At 71.4% G+C, this 13,429-nt stretch carries 14 protein-coding genes and 1 tRNA gene; 7 read left to right on the top strand and 8 right to left on the bottom strand.

Annotation, left to right across the window (positions count from 1 at the left end; all coding sequences use genetic code 11):
• Nucleotides 1–32 precede the first annotated feature (32 nt).
• From SAVERM_RS26955 to SAVERM_RS26965, 3 genes are all read left to right on the top strand, one after another.
• On the top strand, nucleotides 33–689 hold the full coding sequence (locus tag SAVERM_RS26955; RefSeq protein WP_010986627.1) for a lytic polysaccharide monooxygenase auxiliary activity family 9 protein: 657 nt from the start codon (nucleotides 33–35) through the stop codon (nucleotides 687–689).
• A 104-nt stretch (nucleotides 690–793) separates the two neighbouring features.
• Nucleotides 794–1,264: a DUF3592 domain-containing protein gene (locus tag SAVERM_RS26960; RefSeq protein WP_010986628.1), complete on the top strand. Its 471-nt coding sequence runs from the start codon at nucleotides 794–796 to the stop codon at nucleotides 1,262–1,264.
• A 68-nt stretch (nucleotides 1,265–1,332) separates the two neighbouring features.
• Entirely contained in the window at nucleotides 1,333–2,982 is a 1,650-nt protein-coding gene (locus SAVERM_RS26965) for a long-chain-fatty-acid--CoA ligase (RefSeq protein ID WP_037649860.1), read from the top strand.
• A 58-nt stretch (nucleotides 2,983–3,040) separates the two neighbouring features.
• Here SAVERM_RS26965 and SAVERM_RS26970 read toward each other — a convergent pair.
• The 6 genes from SAVERM_RS26970 to ehuB all read right to left on the bottom strand — a co-directional run bounded on the left by SAVERM_RS26970 (nucleotide 3,041) and on the right by ehuB (nucleotide 7,272).
• Nucleotides 3,041–3,114, bottom strand: a tRNA-Lys gene (locus tag SAVERM_RS26970).
• A 131-nt stretch (nucleotides 3,115–3,245) separates the two neighbouring features.
• On the bottom strand, nucleotides 3,246–4,004 hold the full coding sequence (locus SAVERM_RS26975; RefSeq protein WP_037649859.1) for an IclR family transcriptional regulator: 759 nt from the start codon (nucleotides 4,002–4,004) through the stop codon (nucleotides 3,246–3,248).
• Nucleotides 4,005–4,180: 176 nt separating this feature from the next.
• The gene (gene ehuA / locus SAVERM_RS26980) at nucleotides 4,181–4,996 is read right to left on the bottom strand and encodes an ectoine/hydroxyectoine ABC transporter ATP-binding protein EhuA (protein ID WP_010986631.1); all 816 of its coding nucleotides are present in this window, start codon (nucleotides 4,994–4,996) and stop codon (nucleotides 4,181–4,183) included.
• Nucleotides 4,986–5,636 carry an ectoine/hydroxyectoine ABC transporter permease subunit EhuD gene (gene ehuD / locus SAVERM_RS26985; protein WP_010986632.1) on the bottom strand — a complete coding sequence of 217 codons (651 nt, stop codon included), beginning with the start codon at nucleotides 5,634–5,636 and terminating at the stop codon, nucleotides 4,986–4,988. The genes ehuA and ehuD overlap by 11 nt, the downstream gene beginning before the upstream one ends.
• Nucleotides 5,633–6,382 (bottom strand): ectoine/hydroxyectoine ABC transporter permease subunit EhuC, encoded by a 750-nt coding sequence (ehuC, locus tag SAVERM_RS26990; protein ID WP_010986633.1) that lies wholly within the window; start codon nucleotides 6,380–6,382, stop codon nucleotides 5,633–5,635. Before ehuC ends, ehuD begins: the two co-directional genes overlap by 4 nt.
• Nucleotides 6,379–7,272: an ectoine/hydroxyectoine ABC transporter substrate-binding protein EhuB gene (gene ehuB, locus SAVERM_RS26995; RefSeq protein ID WP_237528895.1), complete on the bottom strand. Its 894-nt coding sequence runs from the start codon at nucleotides 7,270–7,272 to the stop codon at nucleotides 6,379–6,381. The genes ehuC and ehuB overlap by 4 nt, the downstream gene beginning before the upstream one ends.
• Nucleotides 7,273–7,434: 162 nt before the next feature.
• Here ehuB and SAVERM_RS27000 point away from each other — a divergent pair, with 162 nt between their 5' ends.
• Nucleotides 7,435–7,923 (top strand): DUF3830 family protein, encoded by a 489-nt coding sequence (locus SAVERM_RS27000; RefSeq protein ID WP_010986635.1) that lies wholly within the window; start codon nucleotides 7,435–7,437, stop codon nucleotides 7,921–7,923.
• A gap of 29 nt (nucleotides 7,924–7,952) precedes the next feature.
• Here SAVERM_RS27000 and SAVERM_RS27005 read toward each other — a convergent pair whose 3' ends face one another.
• Together SAVERM_RS27005 and SAVERM_RS27010 are read right to left on the bottom strand one after the other, a co-directional pair.
• Nucleotides 7,953–9,395: an amidase gene (locus SAVERM_RS27005; protein WP_010986636.1), complete on the bottom strand. Its 1,443-nt coding sequence runs from the start codon at nucleotides 9,393–9,395 to the stop codon at nucleotides 7,953–7,955.
• A 28-nt stretch (nucleotides 9,396–9,423) separates the two neighbouring features.
• The gene (locus tag SAVERM_RS27010) at nucleotides 9,424–10,383 is read right to left on the bottom strand and encodes a D-2-hydroxyacid dehydrogenase (RefSeq protein WP_010986637.1); all 960 of its coding nucleotides are present in this window, start codon (nucleotides 10,381–10,383) and stop codon (nucleotides 9,424–9,426) included.
• Nucleotides 10,384–10,557: 174 nt separating this feature from the next.
• Between SAVERM_RS27010 and SAVERM_RS27015 the strand changes: the two genes are divergently transcribed.
• From SAVERM_RS27015 to SAVERM_RS27025, 3 genes are all read left to right on the top strand, one after another.
• The gene (locus SAVERM_RS27015; protein WP_010986638.1) at nucleotides 10,558–11,361 is read left to right on the top strand and encodes a maleate cis-trans isomerase family protein; all 804 of its coding nucleotides are present in this window, start codon (nucleotides 10,558–10,560) and stop codon (nucleotides 11,359–11,361) included.
• Nucleotides 11,358–12,092, top strand: a complete 735-nt coding sequence (locus SAVERM_RS27020; RefSeq protein ID WP_010986639.1) for a maleate cis-trans isomerase family protein — start codon at nucleotides 11,358–11,360, stop codon at nucleotides 12,090–12,092. The genes SAVERM_RS27015 and SAVERM_RS27020 overlap by 4 nt, the downstream gene beginning before the upstream one ends.
• A gap of 218 nt (nucleotides 12,093–12,310) precedes the next feature.
• Complete coding sequence (locus SAVERM_RS27025; RefSeq protein WP_037649940.1) at nucleotides 12,311–13,387, top strand: LLM class flavin-dependent oxidoreductase; 1,077 nt, start codon at nucleotides 12,311–12,313, stop codon at nucleotides 13,385–13,387.
• The last annotated feature ends 42 nt before the right edge of the window (nucleotides 13,388–13,429 follow it).

A 13,429-nucleotide genomic window follows, 5' to 3' on the forward strand; every position in this document is an offset into this window, starting at 1 on the left:
GAACCTCCCCCACGTCCTCCAGGAGCGTCAGCATGCGCATACGGACGACCAGGAAAGAGCCCCGGCGAGCGACCGGGAAAGCGGCCGGGAAGGCCAAGGTGTACGCGGCCGTCATCGGTCTCGCGACGGCGGGCACCTTCGTGCTCTCCACCGGCCCGGCCGGCGCCCACGGCTACACCGACCAGCCCCTCAGCCGGCAGAAGATGTGCGCGACCGGCGGGTCCGTGGCCAACTGCGGTGACATCCAGTGGGAGCCCCAGAGCGTCGAGGGCCCCAAGGGCTTCCCCGCGGGCGGACCGGCCGACGGACAGATCTGTTCGGCGGGCCACTCCAACTTCGGCCAGCTCAACCAGCCCAAGACCCCCGCGGGCACGGCCTGGCCCACGACCAGGGTGACGGGCGGACAGAGCTACAGCTTCCGCTGGCAGTTCACCGCCTCGCACGCCACGACCGACTTCAAGTACTACGTCACGAAGGCCGGCTGGAACCAGAACCACGCGCTGACCCGCGCGGATCTGAACACCACGCCGTTCCTGACGGTGCCGTACAACAACCAGCGCCCGCCGTCCACGCTCTCCCACAGCGGCACCCTGCCCACCGGGCTGAGCGGTCACCACGTCATCCTCGGGGTCTGGACGATCGCGGACACGGCGAACGCGTTCTACTCGTGCGCCGACGTCACTTTCTGAGCCCTGCTTGAGGCTCTCCCGTGGTCCGGGCGGGTAGGTTCCACGCACGTCGACATGACCATGACGACGTGCGTGGAGCCAGTACCGGCCACCGGGGGAGAACGATGGACGTCATTTTCTATGCCATACCCAGCCTGATCATCGCCGGCGTGCTGGCCATGGCGACCGTGGTCGTCAGGCGCTCGCTCCAGCTCAGGAGCAACTGGAACAGCGGACTGGTCGCCGAGGCGCGCTGTCTGCGGGCGTACACCACGACCAGCGGTGGCGGCGGTGACACCTCCGTGAGCACCACCCAGCACCACGTCTACGAGTTCACCAGCGGCGACGGCCTCACGATCCGCTTCGACGAGGCGAACGGCCCGGGGACGACCGTCCCGGGCGACATCGTCACCGTGCACTACACGGCCGAGCGCCCCGACCGGGCCACCGCCCACGCCCCGGCGCGCGGCCTGGCCCTGGCCGGCACGATCGGCATCCTGGTGTTCCTCGGGGTGGTCGCCGTGTCCTGCGTCGGCTTCATGGTTACGTACACCGAAGTCTTCGCGGGGGACGGCGGGTTCAGCACCATGCCGTAGCGGCGGGGAGAAGGGGCCGCACGCACGCGTCTCCACATCTGACGGTACGTCAATTACCGTGCGCGTCCATGGAGTCCATGAGGCGTACCGTCGCGGAGCTGGTGCGGGAACGGTGGGGCGACCACCGGCCGGGGCTGTGGTTCGAAGGGCGGGTGCTCAGCCATCACCAGATGGCGGCGGGCGCGGCGGCCCGCGCGGAGCTGCTGGCCGGCCTGCTGGCGTCCGGCGCCGAACCGCATGTCGGGGTCCTGCTCGACAACACCCCCGAGTACCCGCTGTGGCTGAGCGCGGCCGCCGTCGCCGGTGCGGCCGTCGCCGGCCTCAACCCCACCCGACGCGGCCCCGAACTGGCCCGCGACATCCGGCACACCGAGTGCCGGGTCGTGGTCACCGAGCGCGCCCACCTGCCGCTCCTCGACGGGCTCGAACTGCCCGGCGTACGCCTGCTGGTGACCGACACGGACGCCTACGAGGAACTGCTCGCGCCCTACGCCGACGCGGAGCCGGACGCGTCCCGGGCCACCCCGGACGACCGCCTCCTGCTGTACTTCACCTCCGGCTCGACGGGCGCCCCCAAGGCCGCGATCTGCTCCCAGGGCCGGCTGGCCGCCGCCGGGCACTCACTCGTCGGTCACTTCGGGGTGCGCCCGGACGACGTGCACTACGTCTGTATGCCGATGTTCCACGGCAACGCGGTGATCGCCGACTGGGCGCCCGCGCTCGCGGCGGGTGCGGGGGTGGCGCTGCGCCGGCGCTTCTCGGCCTCGGGCTTTCTGCCGGACGTACGGGCGTACGGGGCGACGTACTTCACGTATGTGGGGCGTGCCGTCCAGTACATCCTGGCCACCGAGGAGCGGCCCGGCGACCGGGACAACCCGCTGCGGCTCGGCTTCGGCACGGAGGCGGGGGCGGTGGACGCGGCGGCCTTCGAGCGGCGGTTCGGGGTGCGGCTGGTGGAGGGGTACGGCTCCTCGGAGGGCGGCGCGGCGATCCAGTGGCGTCCTGGCACCCCGCCGGGGGCGGTCGGCCGGGCGGCCCCCGGGGACGACCTGGCGGTACTCGACCCGGACACCCGCGAGGAGTGCCCGCCGGCCGAGTTCGACGCGGCCGGCCGGCTCGGCAACGGGGCCGAGGCGATAGGGGAGCTGGTGAACCGCGGGCCCAACCCCTTCGAGGGCTACTGGCGCAATCCCGAGGCGGACGCGGCGAGGCGGCGGGCGGGCTGGTACTGGACGGGTGACCTGTTCTACCGGGACGCCGACGGGTTCCTCTACTTCGCCGGCCGCACGGACGACCGGCTGCGCGTCGACAGCGAGAACCTCGCCGCCGCGACGATCGAGAACATCCTCGCCCGGTACGAGGGTGCCGCCGCCGTCGCCGTGTACGCGGTGCCGGATCCGGTGGCCGGGGACCAGGTGATGGCGACGGTCGCCGGTGACTTCGACCCGCTCGGCTTCGCCGCGTTCCTGCTGGCCCAGCCGGATCTGGGGACGAAGATGGCGCCCCGGTTCGTCCGGGTCGTGGAGCGGATGCCGGTCACGGCCACGAACAAGATCCATCGGGCGGGGCTGCGGCGGGAGGGGTTCCGGTGCGCCGACCCGGTGTGGTGGCGGCCGCCCGGGGAGCGCTGCTACCGGCGGCTCACCGGGGCGGATGTGGCGGGGCTGGTGGACGAGTACCGGGCGCGGGGGCGGGAGGAGCTCCTCACCAGGGCGTAGGTCCGAGGGGCGCGGATCGCAAAGAAGCCCCTCGCTCTCGCGAGGGGCTTCTCATCTGTGCGCCGCCAGGGACTCGAACCCCGGACCCGCTGATTAAGAGTCAGCTGCTCTAACCAACTGAGCTAGCGGCGCATGACTCTCGCCTTCCGCTCTCGCGGTCGGCGACAAAAGAAATACTACCTGGTCCGAAAGGGTGCTGATGACCACCCGGGGGTATACCCGGGGGCACCGGAGGCGGGCCGCCCCCGGTGGCCGGATTCGTTCTAGATCGCCAGCGAGAGCAGGACCGGCGCCGCCCCCTTGTTCAGCGTTTCCGCCGCCTGCCGCAGGCGGTGGGCGTGCTCGATCGGCAGGGACAGGGCGAGGCAGCCCACGGAGGAGCCGGCGGTGATCGGGACGGCCGCGCAGACCGTGCCGACCGCGTATTCCTGGAGGTCGAGCACGGGAACCGTCGGCGGCTGGGCGTCCAGACGGGACAGCAGCACCCGCTCGCTGGTGATCGTCCGCGAGGTGAGGCGGGCCATCTTGTGGCGGGCGAGGTGGTCGCGGCGTCCGTTGAGATCGAGCTGGCCGAGCAGGCTCTTGCCGACCGCGCTGGCGTGGGCGGAGGAGCGGAAGTCGACCCACTCGTGCACGGCGGGCGTGGTCGGGCCCTCCGCGCACTGGGTGACGTGCACCTCGCCGTCTATGTAGCGGCTGATGTAGATCGCGGCACCCACGGAGTCGCGCAGCCGGTCGAGGGTGTGCTGGAGCTTCTCCCGCAGGGCCTGGTCATGGCCGTGCGTGGAACCCAGCCTGCTGAGGGAGGCACCGGGGACGTACTCCCCGTCGGCGACCTGTTCGACGTATCCCTCCCTGCGCAGCATCCGCAGGAGGGCGGTCAGCCGCTCCGTGCCGAGACCGGTCCGACGGGCGAGTTCGGTGTCGGTGACGCCGGTGGAGTGTCGGGCCACCGTCTCCAGGACGCGGAGGGCGTCCTGGGCCGAGTGGTTCGGGGCGGTCGGCTCGTGCTTCAGCGCCACGGTTTCCCCCTGCGCTTTTGTGGGCCGTTTCCGGACAGCCTGGCTGTGTCCACGATAGCCGCCAAGAGGGGTGAAGAGGGCAGGGGTTGACAAGATTGGTGGCGCGTTCCACGCCTCTCAGCAGGAACGCGCCACCCTGGCATATGCCCGAGTCATGGTCTGACGGTTGCTTTCCGTCAGCGGACCGCGCTCAGGAACTCGCGGGTGCGCTCGTGGTCGGGGTCGCCGAAGATCTTCTCCGGCGACCCGGACTCGATCACATGGCCCGCGTCGAACATCAGCACCTGGTCGGAGATGTCCCGGGCGAAGTTCATCTCGTGGGTCACGCAGAGCATCGTGATGTCCGTACTGCGGGCGATGTCGCGCAGGACGTCCAGGACGCCCGCGACGAGCTCGGGGTCCAGCGCCGACGTCACCTCGTCGAGCAGCAGCACCTGGGGGCGCATGGCGAGGGCCCGGGCTATCGCGACCCGCTGCTGTTGCCCGCCCGACAGCTGGGTCGGATAGGCGTCCGCCTTGTCGGCGAGGCCCACCAGGTCGAGCAGTTCACGGGCCCGCTGCTCGGCCTCGTCCTTGGCCAGACCGAGCACGGTGACGGGCGCCTCGGTGACGTTGCGCAGCACCTTCATGTTCGGGAACAGGTTGAACTGCTGGAAGACCATCCCGATGTTCTTGCGGACCTCGCGGACGTGCTTCTCACCGGCCGGGACCAGGGCGCCGTTCTTCTCCTCGTGGGTGAGGTAGTCGCCGTTGACCCTGATCGTGCCCGAGTCGGGCTTCGTCAGCGTCATCAGCAGCCGCAGGATCGTCGTCTTGCCGGAGCCGGACGGGCCGATCAGGGTGACGTGCTTGCCGGAGTCGACGGAGAAGTCCAGCGAGTCCAGCACGGTGTGGGACCCGAAGCTCTTGGTGACCTTCTCGAAGCGGATCAGCTCGTCGCCGTCCACCGTGGGGCCGGCCGTCTGTGTCGAGGGGGTGGTGTCAGCGGGCAAGGCGGCGCTCCAGAGCTCGGAGGAGAAGGGAGGCGGGGTAGGCGATGACGATGAAGGCGACGCCGACGAGCACGATCGGCTCGTTCATGTGGAAGGTCCGCGAACCGAACTGGCGGGCCTCGCCCAGCATCTCCAGCACGCCGATGGTCATGAGCATCGGCGAGTCCTTCAGCATCGCGATGACGTAGTTGCCGAGGGCGGGCACGACGCGGCGCAGGGCCTGCGGCAGGATGACCGCGGTCCAGGTGCGCGAACGGGGCAGGCTGAGCGCCGTGGCCGCCTCCCACTGGCCCACGGGAACGCCGTCGATGCCCGCGCGATAGACCTCCGCGGTGTACGTGGAGTAGTGCAGGCCCAGGCCGATCACGCCGGTGGCCAGCGCGGACAGGGTGATGCCCCACTCGGGCAGGACGTAGAAGAAGAAGAAAAGCTGCACGAGCAGCGGGGTGTTGCGGATGAACTCGGTGACGGCCAGGACGGGCCATCGCACCGCCTTCAGCGACGAGCGCTGGGCGAGGGCCCAGACCAGTCCGAGGGCGAAGGCGATCAGCGAGCCGAGGACCAGGGCCTCGAGCGTCACCAGGACACCGTCCCAGAACCGGGGCATGAAGTCGCCGAGCGTGGACCAGTTCCAGTTCACGAGGCACCTCCGGGGCCGGACCAGCTGCGGGCGAAGTCCTGCTGCGGGCCGAGGCCGGTCTTCTGCGTCACGGCGGCGCCGCCGGCCGGGGACTGCCCGATGCCGGCCTTGGCCCTGCGCTCCACCAGGCGCATCACCCGGGTCAGCAGGAACGCGAGCACGAAGTACATGACCAGGATCACCGTGTACACCGGAGCGCTCTGTCCGGTGGCGTTACGCACCAGCTGGGCGGCGAAGGTGATGTCCCCCACGCCGAGGACGGACACCAGGGCGGTGCCCTTCAGCAGCTCGATGAGCAGGTTGTTGAAGGGGGGCACCATCTCGGGCCAGGCCTGCGGCAGGATGATCTTCCGCAGCCGCTGGGCGGGTGTGAAGCTCAGTGCGATCCCCGCCTCGCGCTGGGCCGGCGCGACGGCCGCGACGGCACCGCGCACGATCTCGGAGCCGTAGGCGCCGTAGGTGCAGCCGAGCGTGAGTACGGCGGCCCACATCGGGACCAGCTGCCAGCCCAGGGTCAGCGGCACCACGAAGAACACCCATAGCATCAGGACCAGCGCGGACGTACCGCGGAACACCTCGAAGTAGGCCCCGGACAGGAAACGTACGACCCACAGCCGATGGGTACGGGCCAGGCCGACGGTGAAGGCGACCACGGCGCCGAGCGCGGCGCTGTAGACGGTCAACTGGACCGTGATCCACACACCCTTGAGGAGCAGCTCCCACAAGCCTGCGCTTATCTCACTCATGGTGTGCACTTCTCCTCGGCCGTGATGGTCGTCATCTGGGCCTTCGTGAAGCCGAAGGGCCGCATGATCTCCAGGAGTTCACCGCTTCGCTTCAGCTTGCGCAGCTCACGGTTGTAGGCGTCGCGCAGGTTCCGCTCCGGCCTGCGGAACGCGAAGGCGCCGACGTCGGTGACCGGTTTGCCGTCCAGATAGGGCGTGACCTCGGCGGTCGCCTCCGCCTTGCTGCTCCCGGTCTCCTTGACCACGTTGCGCACCGTGACCGCGGTGCCGACGAACACGTCGACGCGGCCCTGCTCGACGGCGAGGAGACCGGCCAGCTGGTCCGGCAGGGTGTCGACCTTCCTGACCCCCGCCTCCTTGATGTAGTCGATCTCCGCGTAGCCGATGCCGGTGGCCACGCGGGCCTTCGACCTGCCGAGGTCCGCGTAGGTGCGCAGCTTCAGCGGGTTGCCCTTGCGCACGATGAAGGCGTCCTTCATCTGGTACTCGGGATCGGCGAAGACGACCTGCCCGCAGCGTTCCGGGGTGATGTACATCCCGGCGGCGACCACGTCGAACTGGAGGGAGTTGAGGCCGAAGATCAGCGAGCCGAAGTCGGTGGGGAACGGCTCGACATGGTCGATGCCGAGTTCGTTGAAGATACGGGTGGCGATGACCGGCGCCGACCCCGTCACCCTTCCGTCCTTGCCGATGTAGCCGTAGGGCTGCTCGCCCGCGATGCCGAGCCGTACGGTTCCCCTGGCCCTCAGCTGCTCCAGCAGATGGCCCCCGTCCCCGGTGTCGGCGGTGGCCACCCGGCTGCATCCGCTGGTCGCGCCGACCGTGCCCACCGTGGCGAGGGCCGCCGCTCCCGCGAGGAGGGAGCGGCGGCGGAGTCTGTCTCGGGGCATGCTTCCTGAGGTGTTTCCCTGCGGTGAAGCCATGGGCGCCCGGCTACCCGAACAGTCTGAAGATATTCCAGTCTTTTTTTAGCCCCTCTCCCCTCGGGCCCCACAGGCTTGGCCCGTGCCGGACTGGGCAGGCACGAGCGCAAGAGCATCAGGGAGGCACGAATGGCAGACCGATACCTCGAAGTCGCGCTCGACAAGCGCGCAGTGCGCTGCACCGCCCGACTTCTCGACGACCGCGCGCCCCTCACCTGCCAGGCGGTGTGGGACGCGCTGCCCCTCGGCTCCGACGTCTACCACGCCAAGTACGCGCGCAACGAGGTCTACGCCCTCTTCCCGCCCTTCGCGGCCCAGGAACCGCCCCTGGAGAACCCGACGGTCACGCCCATCCCCGGCGACCTCTGCTACTTCACCTTCTCCGGCGCGGAGCTGGGCACGAAGGCCTACGGCTACGGAAAGGCCCAGCAGGAGACGGTGGTGGACCTCGCCCTCTTCTACGAGCGCAACAACCTGCTGCTCAACGGCGATGTGGGCTGGGTGCCGGGCATCGTCTGGGGCCAGGTGGTCGAGGGCCTGGACGCGATGGCCGAGGCGTGCAACGACCTGTGGCGATCGGGCGCGCAGGGCGAGACCCTGAGCTTCCGCCGCGCCTAGTCGCCGGCCGACCGCCACAACGCCGCCCCCTACACTTCGGTCGGTGCCCCGATACCGGCGACTCCCGCCTCGTACAGCGCGTGCGCGACCCGCAGGACCAGGTCGTCCCGGTGCCGGGCCGCCACCACCTGCATCCCCACCGGGAGTCCGTCCCCGTCCACCCCGACCGGGACCGTGGCCGCCGGCTGCTGCGTCATGTTGAACGGGTACGTGAACGGGGTCCACCCCGTCCAGCGGCGCAGCCCCGAGCCGGCCGGCACCTCCGCGCCCGCCTCGAACGCCGTGATCGGCAGCGTCGGCGTGACCAGCACGTCGTACGACTCGTGGAAGCGGCCCATCCGTCGGCCGAGGTCCATGCGGACGTCCACCGCGGCGAGGTAGTCGAGCGCCGAGAAGCGCGCCCCGATCCCGCAGATCTCCCGCAGCCCCGGATCCAGCACCTCCCGCTGCTGCGGCCCGAAATGCTGCGTCACCCGGGCCGCCCCGCTGAACCACAGCACATGGAACGCGTCCACCGGATCCGTGAGGTCGGGGTCGGCCTCGGACACGTACGCGCCCAGCCCCGCCAGCCCCTGCACCGCCCGCCGTACCGCCGAGGCGACCTCGGGCCGCACCGCGACCTGCCCGCCCAGGGAGGGCGAGTAGGCGACGCGCAGCCCCCGTACCCCGCCCGCCAGCGCCTGAGTGAACGACCCGCCGACCGGCCCGAGCCCCGACCAGTCCCGTGCGTCGGGACCGCTGATCACGTCCATCGCCAACGCCGCGTCGGCCGCGTCCCGCGTCATCGGCCCCACATGCGCGAGCGTGCCGAACGCGCTCGCCGGATACAGCGGCACTCGCCCGTACGTCGGCTTCAGCGCGAAGATCCCGCAGAAACCGGCGGGGATACGGACGCTGCCGCCGCCGTCCGTGCCGAGGGACAGCGGCCCCGCGCCCAGCGCCACGGCCGCCGCGCTTCCGCCACTCGATCCGCCCGCCGTGCGCGAGGTGTCGTACGGATTCCGGGTGACCCCCGTCAGAGGCGAGTCCGTGACCCCCTTCCAGCCGAACTCGGGCGTCGTCGTCCTGCCGATGAAGACGGCACCGTGCTCCCGCAGCCGGGCCACGGACGGCGCGTCCTCGCCCCAAGCCCCCTGCGGATCAACGGCCTTGGAGCCGCGCAGGGTCGGCCTGCCGCGTTGCAGGATGATGTCCTTGACGGTGACCGGGACGCCGTCCAGGAGACCGGCCGGTTCCCCGCGCCGCCATCGGTCCGCCGACTCGGCCGCCCGCGCGAGCGCCTCGTGCGCGGCCGGCGGAAACCGCTCCGCCCGGGCGGAGTCGAGAGCGTGGGGGAGTACGAAGGCGTTCACGGCGGGCTGGATGCGCTCGGCCCGCTCCAGGGTCGCCCGCACCGCGTCCACGGGGCTGAATTCGCCCTTGCGGTAGCCGTCGACGAGTTGTACCGCGGTCAGCTCGGTGAGTTCGGTCATCCGCCCGCCCTCCAGAAGGTTCGGCAGCTCAGTGTCCAGGTACGTACCCACGCTGCTTGTCGACCACGTTCGGCAGCGGCCGGCCCGCCTGCCAGCGCTCGAACAACTCGAGGAACTGCGCGCCGAGTTCATCGCGCCAGCCCACCGTGTCCCCGCTCATGTGCGGGGAGACGATGAGGCCGGGCACCTCCCACAACGGGCTTTCCCGGACCAGCGGTTCGTGCGCGAAGACGTCCAGCGCCGCCCCCGCGATCCACCGCTTCGACAACGCCTCGGCCAGCGCCTCCTCGACGACGAGCTGCCCGCGCCCCACGTTGATGAAGCGGGCCGACGGCTGCATCATCCCGAAGCGCCGGGCGTCGAACATGCCGTGCGTGGCCTTTGTCAGCGGCGCCGCCGACACCACCCAGTCGGCGCGCGCCATCAGCCGGTCGAGGTCGTCCGGACCGTGGATGCCGGTGCGCGGGGTGCGCCCCACCAGGGCCGTCCTGATGCCGAGTGCCTTGAGTGTCCTGGCGATCGCCCGCCCGATCGGGCCGGAGCCCACCACGCACGCGCGCGTGCCCGCCACCCGCTGCGACTCGCGGTGGCGCCACTCGTGCTGCCGCTGGAGGTCCCAGGTTCGCGGCAGGTCCTTCGCCATCGCCAGGACCAGCGCCGCGACGTACTCGGCGATCGGCTGGTCGAAGACGCCCCGCGCGTTCGTCACCACCGTGTCGGACGCGGCGAGTTCGGGGCACATCAGATGGTCCACGCCCGCGCTCGCCGTGTGCACCCAGCGCGGCCGCGGGCCCTCACCCGGCCAGGCCCGGCGCACCGCGTGCGAGGTGAAGTCCCAGACCAGCAGCACATCCGCGGACGGCAGCCGCTCGGCGAGCGTGGACTCGTCGGCGTGCTCGATCCGTACCCGCCCGGTGAGTGTGCCGAGCCGGGGCGGCGGCTCGGCATCCAGGACGAGAAGGGTCGCTTCGGACGGGGGACCGGACATCGTCGGGAAACCGTTTCGCAATGCGCGTCCGCTTTTCTGGGGAAATGAAGGTGGGCCGTGGCCGTCTGAGATGCGCGGATTGACCACGCTCGCACCCGAACCTACCTTCGTCAACACGGACCCGCACACGGTCCGTTGCCCACCCGTTTCCCTTCGTGAGACTGGGGTCTGCCGATGGACGTCTCCTTCCTGGGCGGGCCGCGCCCGCAGCGCGGTGTCGGTGTTGTCGCCCCCTTCGACTTCGCGCTCGACCGTGAGCTGTGGCGCTGGGTGCCGGACGACGTCTCGCTGCACCTCACGCGGACCCCGTTCGTGCCGGTCGAGGTGAGCCTGGACCTCGCCCGGCTGGTCTCCGAGCACGAGACGCTCGGCGAGGCGGTGCGCGCGCTGAACGCGGTCGCGCCCGAGGTCGTCGCGTACGCCTGCACCTCGGGCAGCTTCGTCGGCGGCATCGCGGGGGAGCGGGCCATGTGCGAGGCGATGACGCGCGCGGGCGCCGTGCCGTCGCTGACGACCTCGGGCGCGCTGCTCGCCGCGCTGGCGGAGCTGCGCGCCCGGCGCATCGCGCTGGTGACGCCGTACACCGTCTCGGTGACCCAGTCCCTGGAGGACTACCTCGTGGGGGGCGGGGTACGGGTGACGGGACGTGCCTTCATGGGCCTCACCCGGCACATCTGGAAGGTGCCGTACCGCGACGTGGTGGACATGGCGCGGCAGGCGGTCGGCGGGCGCCTGCCGGCGGGCGGCACGGCCGACGCGCTGTTCATCTCGTGCACCAACCTGCCGACGTACGACGTCATCCCCCAGCTGGAGGCGGAGCTGCGCATCCCGGTGATCTCGGCCAACCAAGTGACGATGTGGGCCGCACTGCGTCACCTGGGTACCCGTGCGGTGGGTCCCTATCAGGCGCTGCTCGACGAGTCCGCCCGTCCGGTGCCGGGGCCCGTACTGCCGGAAGAACAGGAAGGTTGGGCATGACCGCACTCGGATTCCTCTACCCGGGCCACTCCGCGGAGGACGACTATCCGCGCATCGAGCAACTGCTGGGCAGTGACATCCGCCTTCCCCTGGTCCACACGGACATCGGCGAGGACGCGCACCGGGTGGACGCGCTCCTCGAGATGGGTTCGGCGGCACGGCTGGCCGCGGGCGTCGAGGAGCTGCGGCTGTCGGGTGCCGAGGCGGTGGTGTGGGCCTGCACCAGCGGCAGCTTCGTGTACGGCTGGCAGGGCGCCCACGACCAGGTCCGCAGCCTCGCCCGCACGGCCGGCCTGCCGGCCTCCTCGACCTCCTTCGCCTTCGCGCACGCGGCGCGCGAGCTGGGCGTCCGGCGGGTCGCGATCGGGGCGACCTACCCGGACGACGTGGCGGCCCTGTTCGCCGCGTTCCTGAAGGACGCGGGCGTGGAGGTGGTCGCGGTCCGCGGCTCCGGGATCATCACGGCCGCGGAGGTGGCGACGTGGGACGAGGAGCAGGTCCTCGCGCTGGCCCGGGCGGCCGACCACCCCGAAGCGGAGGCGGTCCTCCTCCCGGACACGGCCCTGCACACGGCGTCGCACATCCAGGCCCTGGAAGCGGCCCTGGGCAAGCCGGTCCTCACCGCCAACCAGGTCACGGTCTGGGAGGCGCTGCGCCTGGCGGACCGCCGGGTGAACGCCCCGCGACTCGGCACCCTCTTCACGAAGGAGCCGCTCGTGCAGGTCCACTAGGGGCTGTCGCCCGGGAGCGGGGCCTGCCCAGGGAGAAGGCGCGCCCAGGCCGCGCCCGGGAGAAGGCGCGCCGGGAATAAGCGGGGACTGCCTCCTGTTAGTGCGCGGTGGAGACGCAACGCACCAAACAGGAGGCATCCACCGTGACGGCAGACGAGACGGCAGGCGACACGACGGCCAAGACGGCGGACGAGACGGCGGCCGAGACGGCGGACGAGATCCGGGGCACGGCACAGGGCACCGCCCCCGTCCCCCTCTCCGTACTGGACCTGGTCACCGTGGGCGCGGGCCGCACCGCCACCGACGCCCTGCGCACCAGCGTCCGGATCTCCCGCCTCGCGGAGTCCCGCGGCTTCCACCGCTACTGGGTCGCCGAGCACCACTCGATGCCGGGTGTGGCCTCGTCCTCGCCCGCCGTGATCCTGGCCCACCTCGCCGCCCACACGGACCGTATCCGGCTCGGCTCGGGCGGCGTGATGCTCCCGAACCACGCGCCCCTCGTCATCGCGGAGCAGTTCGGCACCCTGGAGGCCATGGCCCCGGGCCGCGTCGACCTCGGCCTCGGCCGCGCGCCCGGCACGGACGGCGCGACGGCCGCCGCCCTCCGCCGCACCGACCGGCTGAACGAGGGCGCCGACGACTTCCCCGAGCAGCTCGCCGAACTCACCCGTTTCCTGGACGACGACTTCCCCGACGGCCACCCCTACGCCCGTATCCACGCGGTCCCGGGCCCGATCCAGTCGACCTCGCCCGGCGGCGTCCAGTCCCCGCACCGCCCCCCGATCTGGCTGCTCGGGTCCTCCGGCTTCAGCGCCCGCCTCGCCGGCATCCTCGGACTCCCGTTCGCCTTCGCGCACCACTTCTCGGCGCAGAACACCGTCCCCGCGCTGGACCTCTACCGCGAGTCGTTCCGGCCGAGCGAGGTGCTGGACGCCCCGTACGCCCTGATCGGCGTCTCGGCCCTGGCGACCGACGACGAGAAGGAGGCCCGCCGCCAGGTCCTGGCCGCGGCCCTCAACATGGTCCGCCTGCGCACCGGCCGCCCCGGCCTGGTCCCGACCCCGGAGGAGGCGGAGGCGTACGAGTTCAGTCCCATGGAGCGCGAGTTCGTCGCCACCTGGAACTCCAACGTCATCCACGGCACCGCGGACGAGGTCCGCGCCGGCCTCGACGACCTCCAGAAGCGCACCGGCGCCGACGAGTTGATGATCACGGGCAACGCCCACAGCGGCGACGTACGCCTGCGCTCGTACGAACTGATCGCGGACGCCTACGGGCTGCCCACGGCCGGCTGAGGCGACGCGGCTCAGGCCGGCCAAGGACCGGTCTGACCGGGT

It is taken from the genome of Streptomyces avermitilis MA-4680 = NBRC 14893 (assembly GCF_000009765.2).
In the GTDB taxonomy this organism is placed as follows: Bacteria; Actinomycetota; Actinomycetes; order Streptomycetales; family Streptomycetaceae; genus Streptomyces; species Streptomyces avermitilis.

Coding starts and splice junctions, on each gene's coding strand:
- SAVERM_RS27000 (WP_010986635.1), top strand. CDS start 7,435: ATGGCAGACCGATACCTCGAAGTCGCGCTCGACAAGCGCGCAGTGCGC.
- SAVERM_RS26965 (WP_037649860.1), top strand. CDS start 1,333: ATGGAGTCCATGAGGCGTACCGTCGCGGAGCTGGTGCGGGAACGGTGG.
- ehuC (WP_010986633.1), bottom strand. CDS start 6,382: ATGAGTGAGATAAGCGCAGGCTTGTGGGAGCTGCTCCTCAAGGGTGTG.
- ehuB (WP_237528895.1), bottom strand. CDS start 7,272: ATGCCCCGAGACAGACTCCGCCGCCGCTCCCTCCTCGCGGGAGCGGCG.
- SAVERM_RS26960 (WP_010986628.1), top strand. CDS start 794: ATGGACGTCATTTTCTATGCCATACCCAGCCTGATCATCGCCGGCGTG.
- SAVERM_RS27010 (WP_010986637.1), bottom strand. CDS start 10,383: ATGTCCGGTCCCCCGTCCGAAGCGACCCTTCTCGTCCTGGATGCCGAG.
- SAVERM_RS27005 (WP_010986636.1), bottom strand. CDS start 9,395: ATGACCGAACTCACCGAGCTGACCGCGGTACAACTCGTCGACGGCTAC.
- SAVERM_RS27015 (WP_010986638.1), top strand. CDS start 10,558: ATGGACGTCTCCTTCCTGGGCGGGCCGCGCCCGCAGCGCGGTGTCGGT.
- SAVERM_RS27020 (WP_010986639.1), top strand. CDS start 11,358: ATGACCGCACTCGGATTCCTCTACCCGGGCCACTCCGCGGAGGACGAC.
- SAVERM_RS26955 (WP_010986627.1), top strand. CDS start 33: ATGCGCATACGGACGACCAGGAAAGAGCCCCGGCGAGCGACCGGGAAA.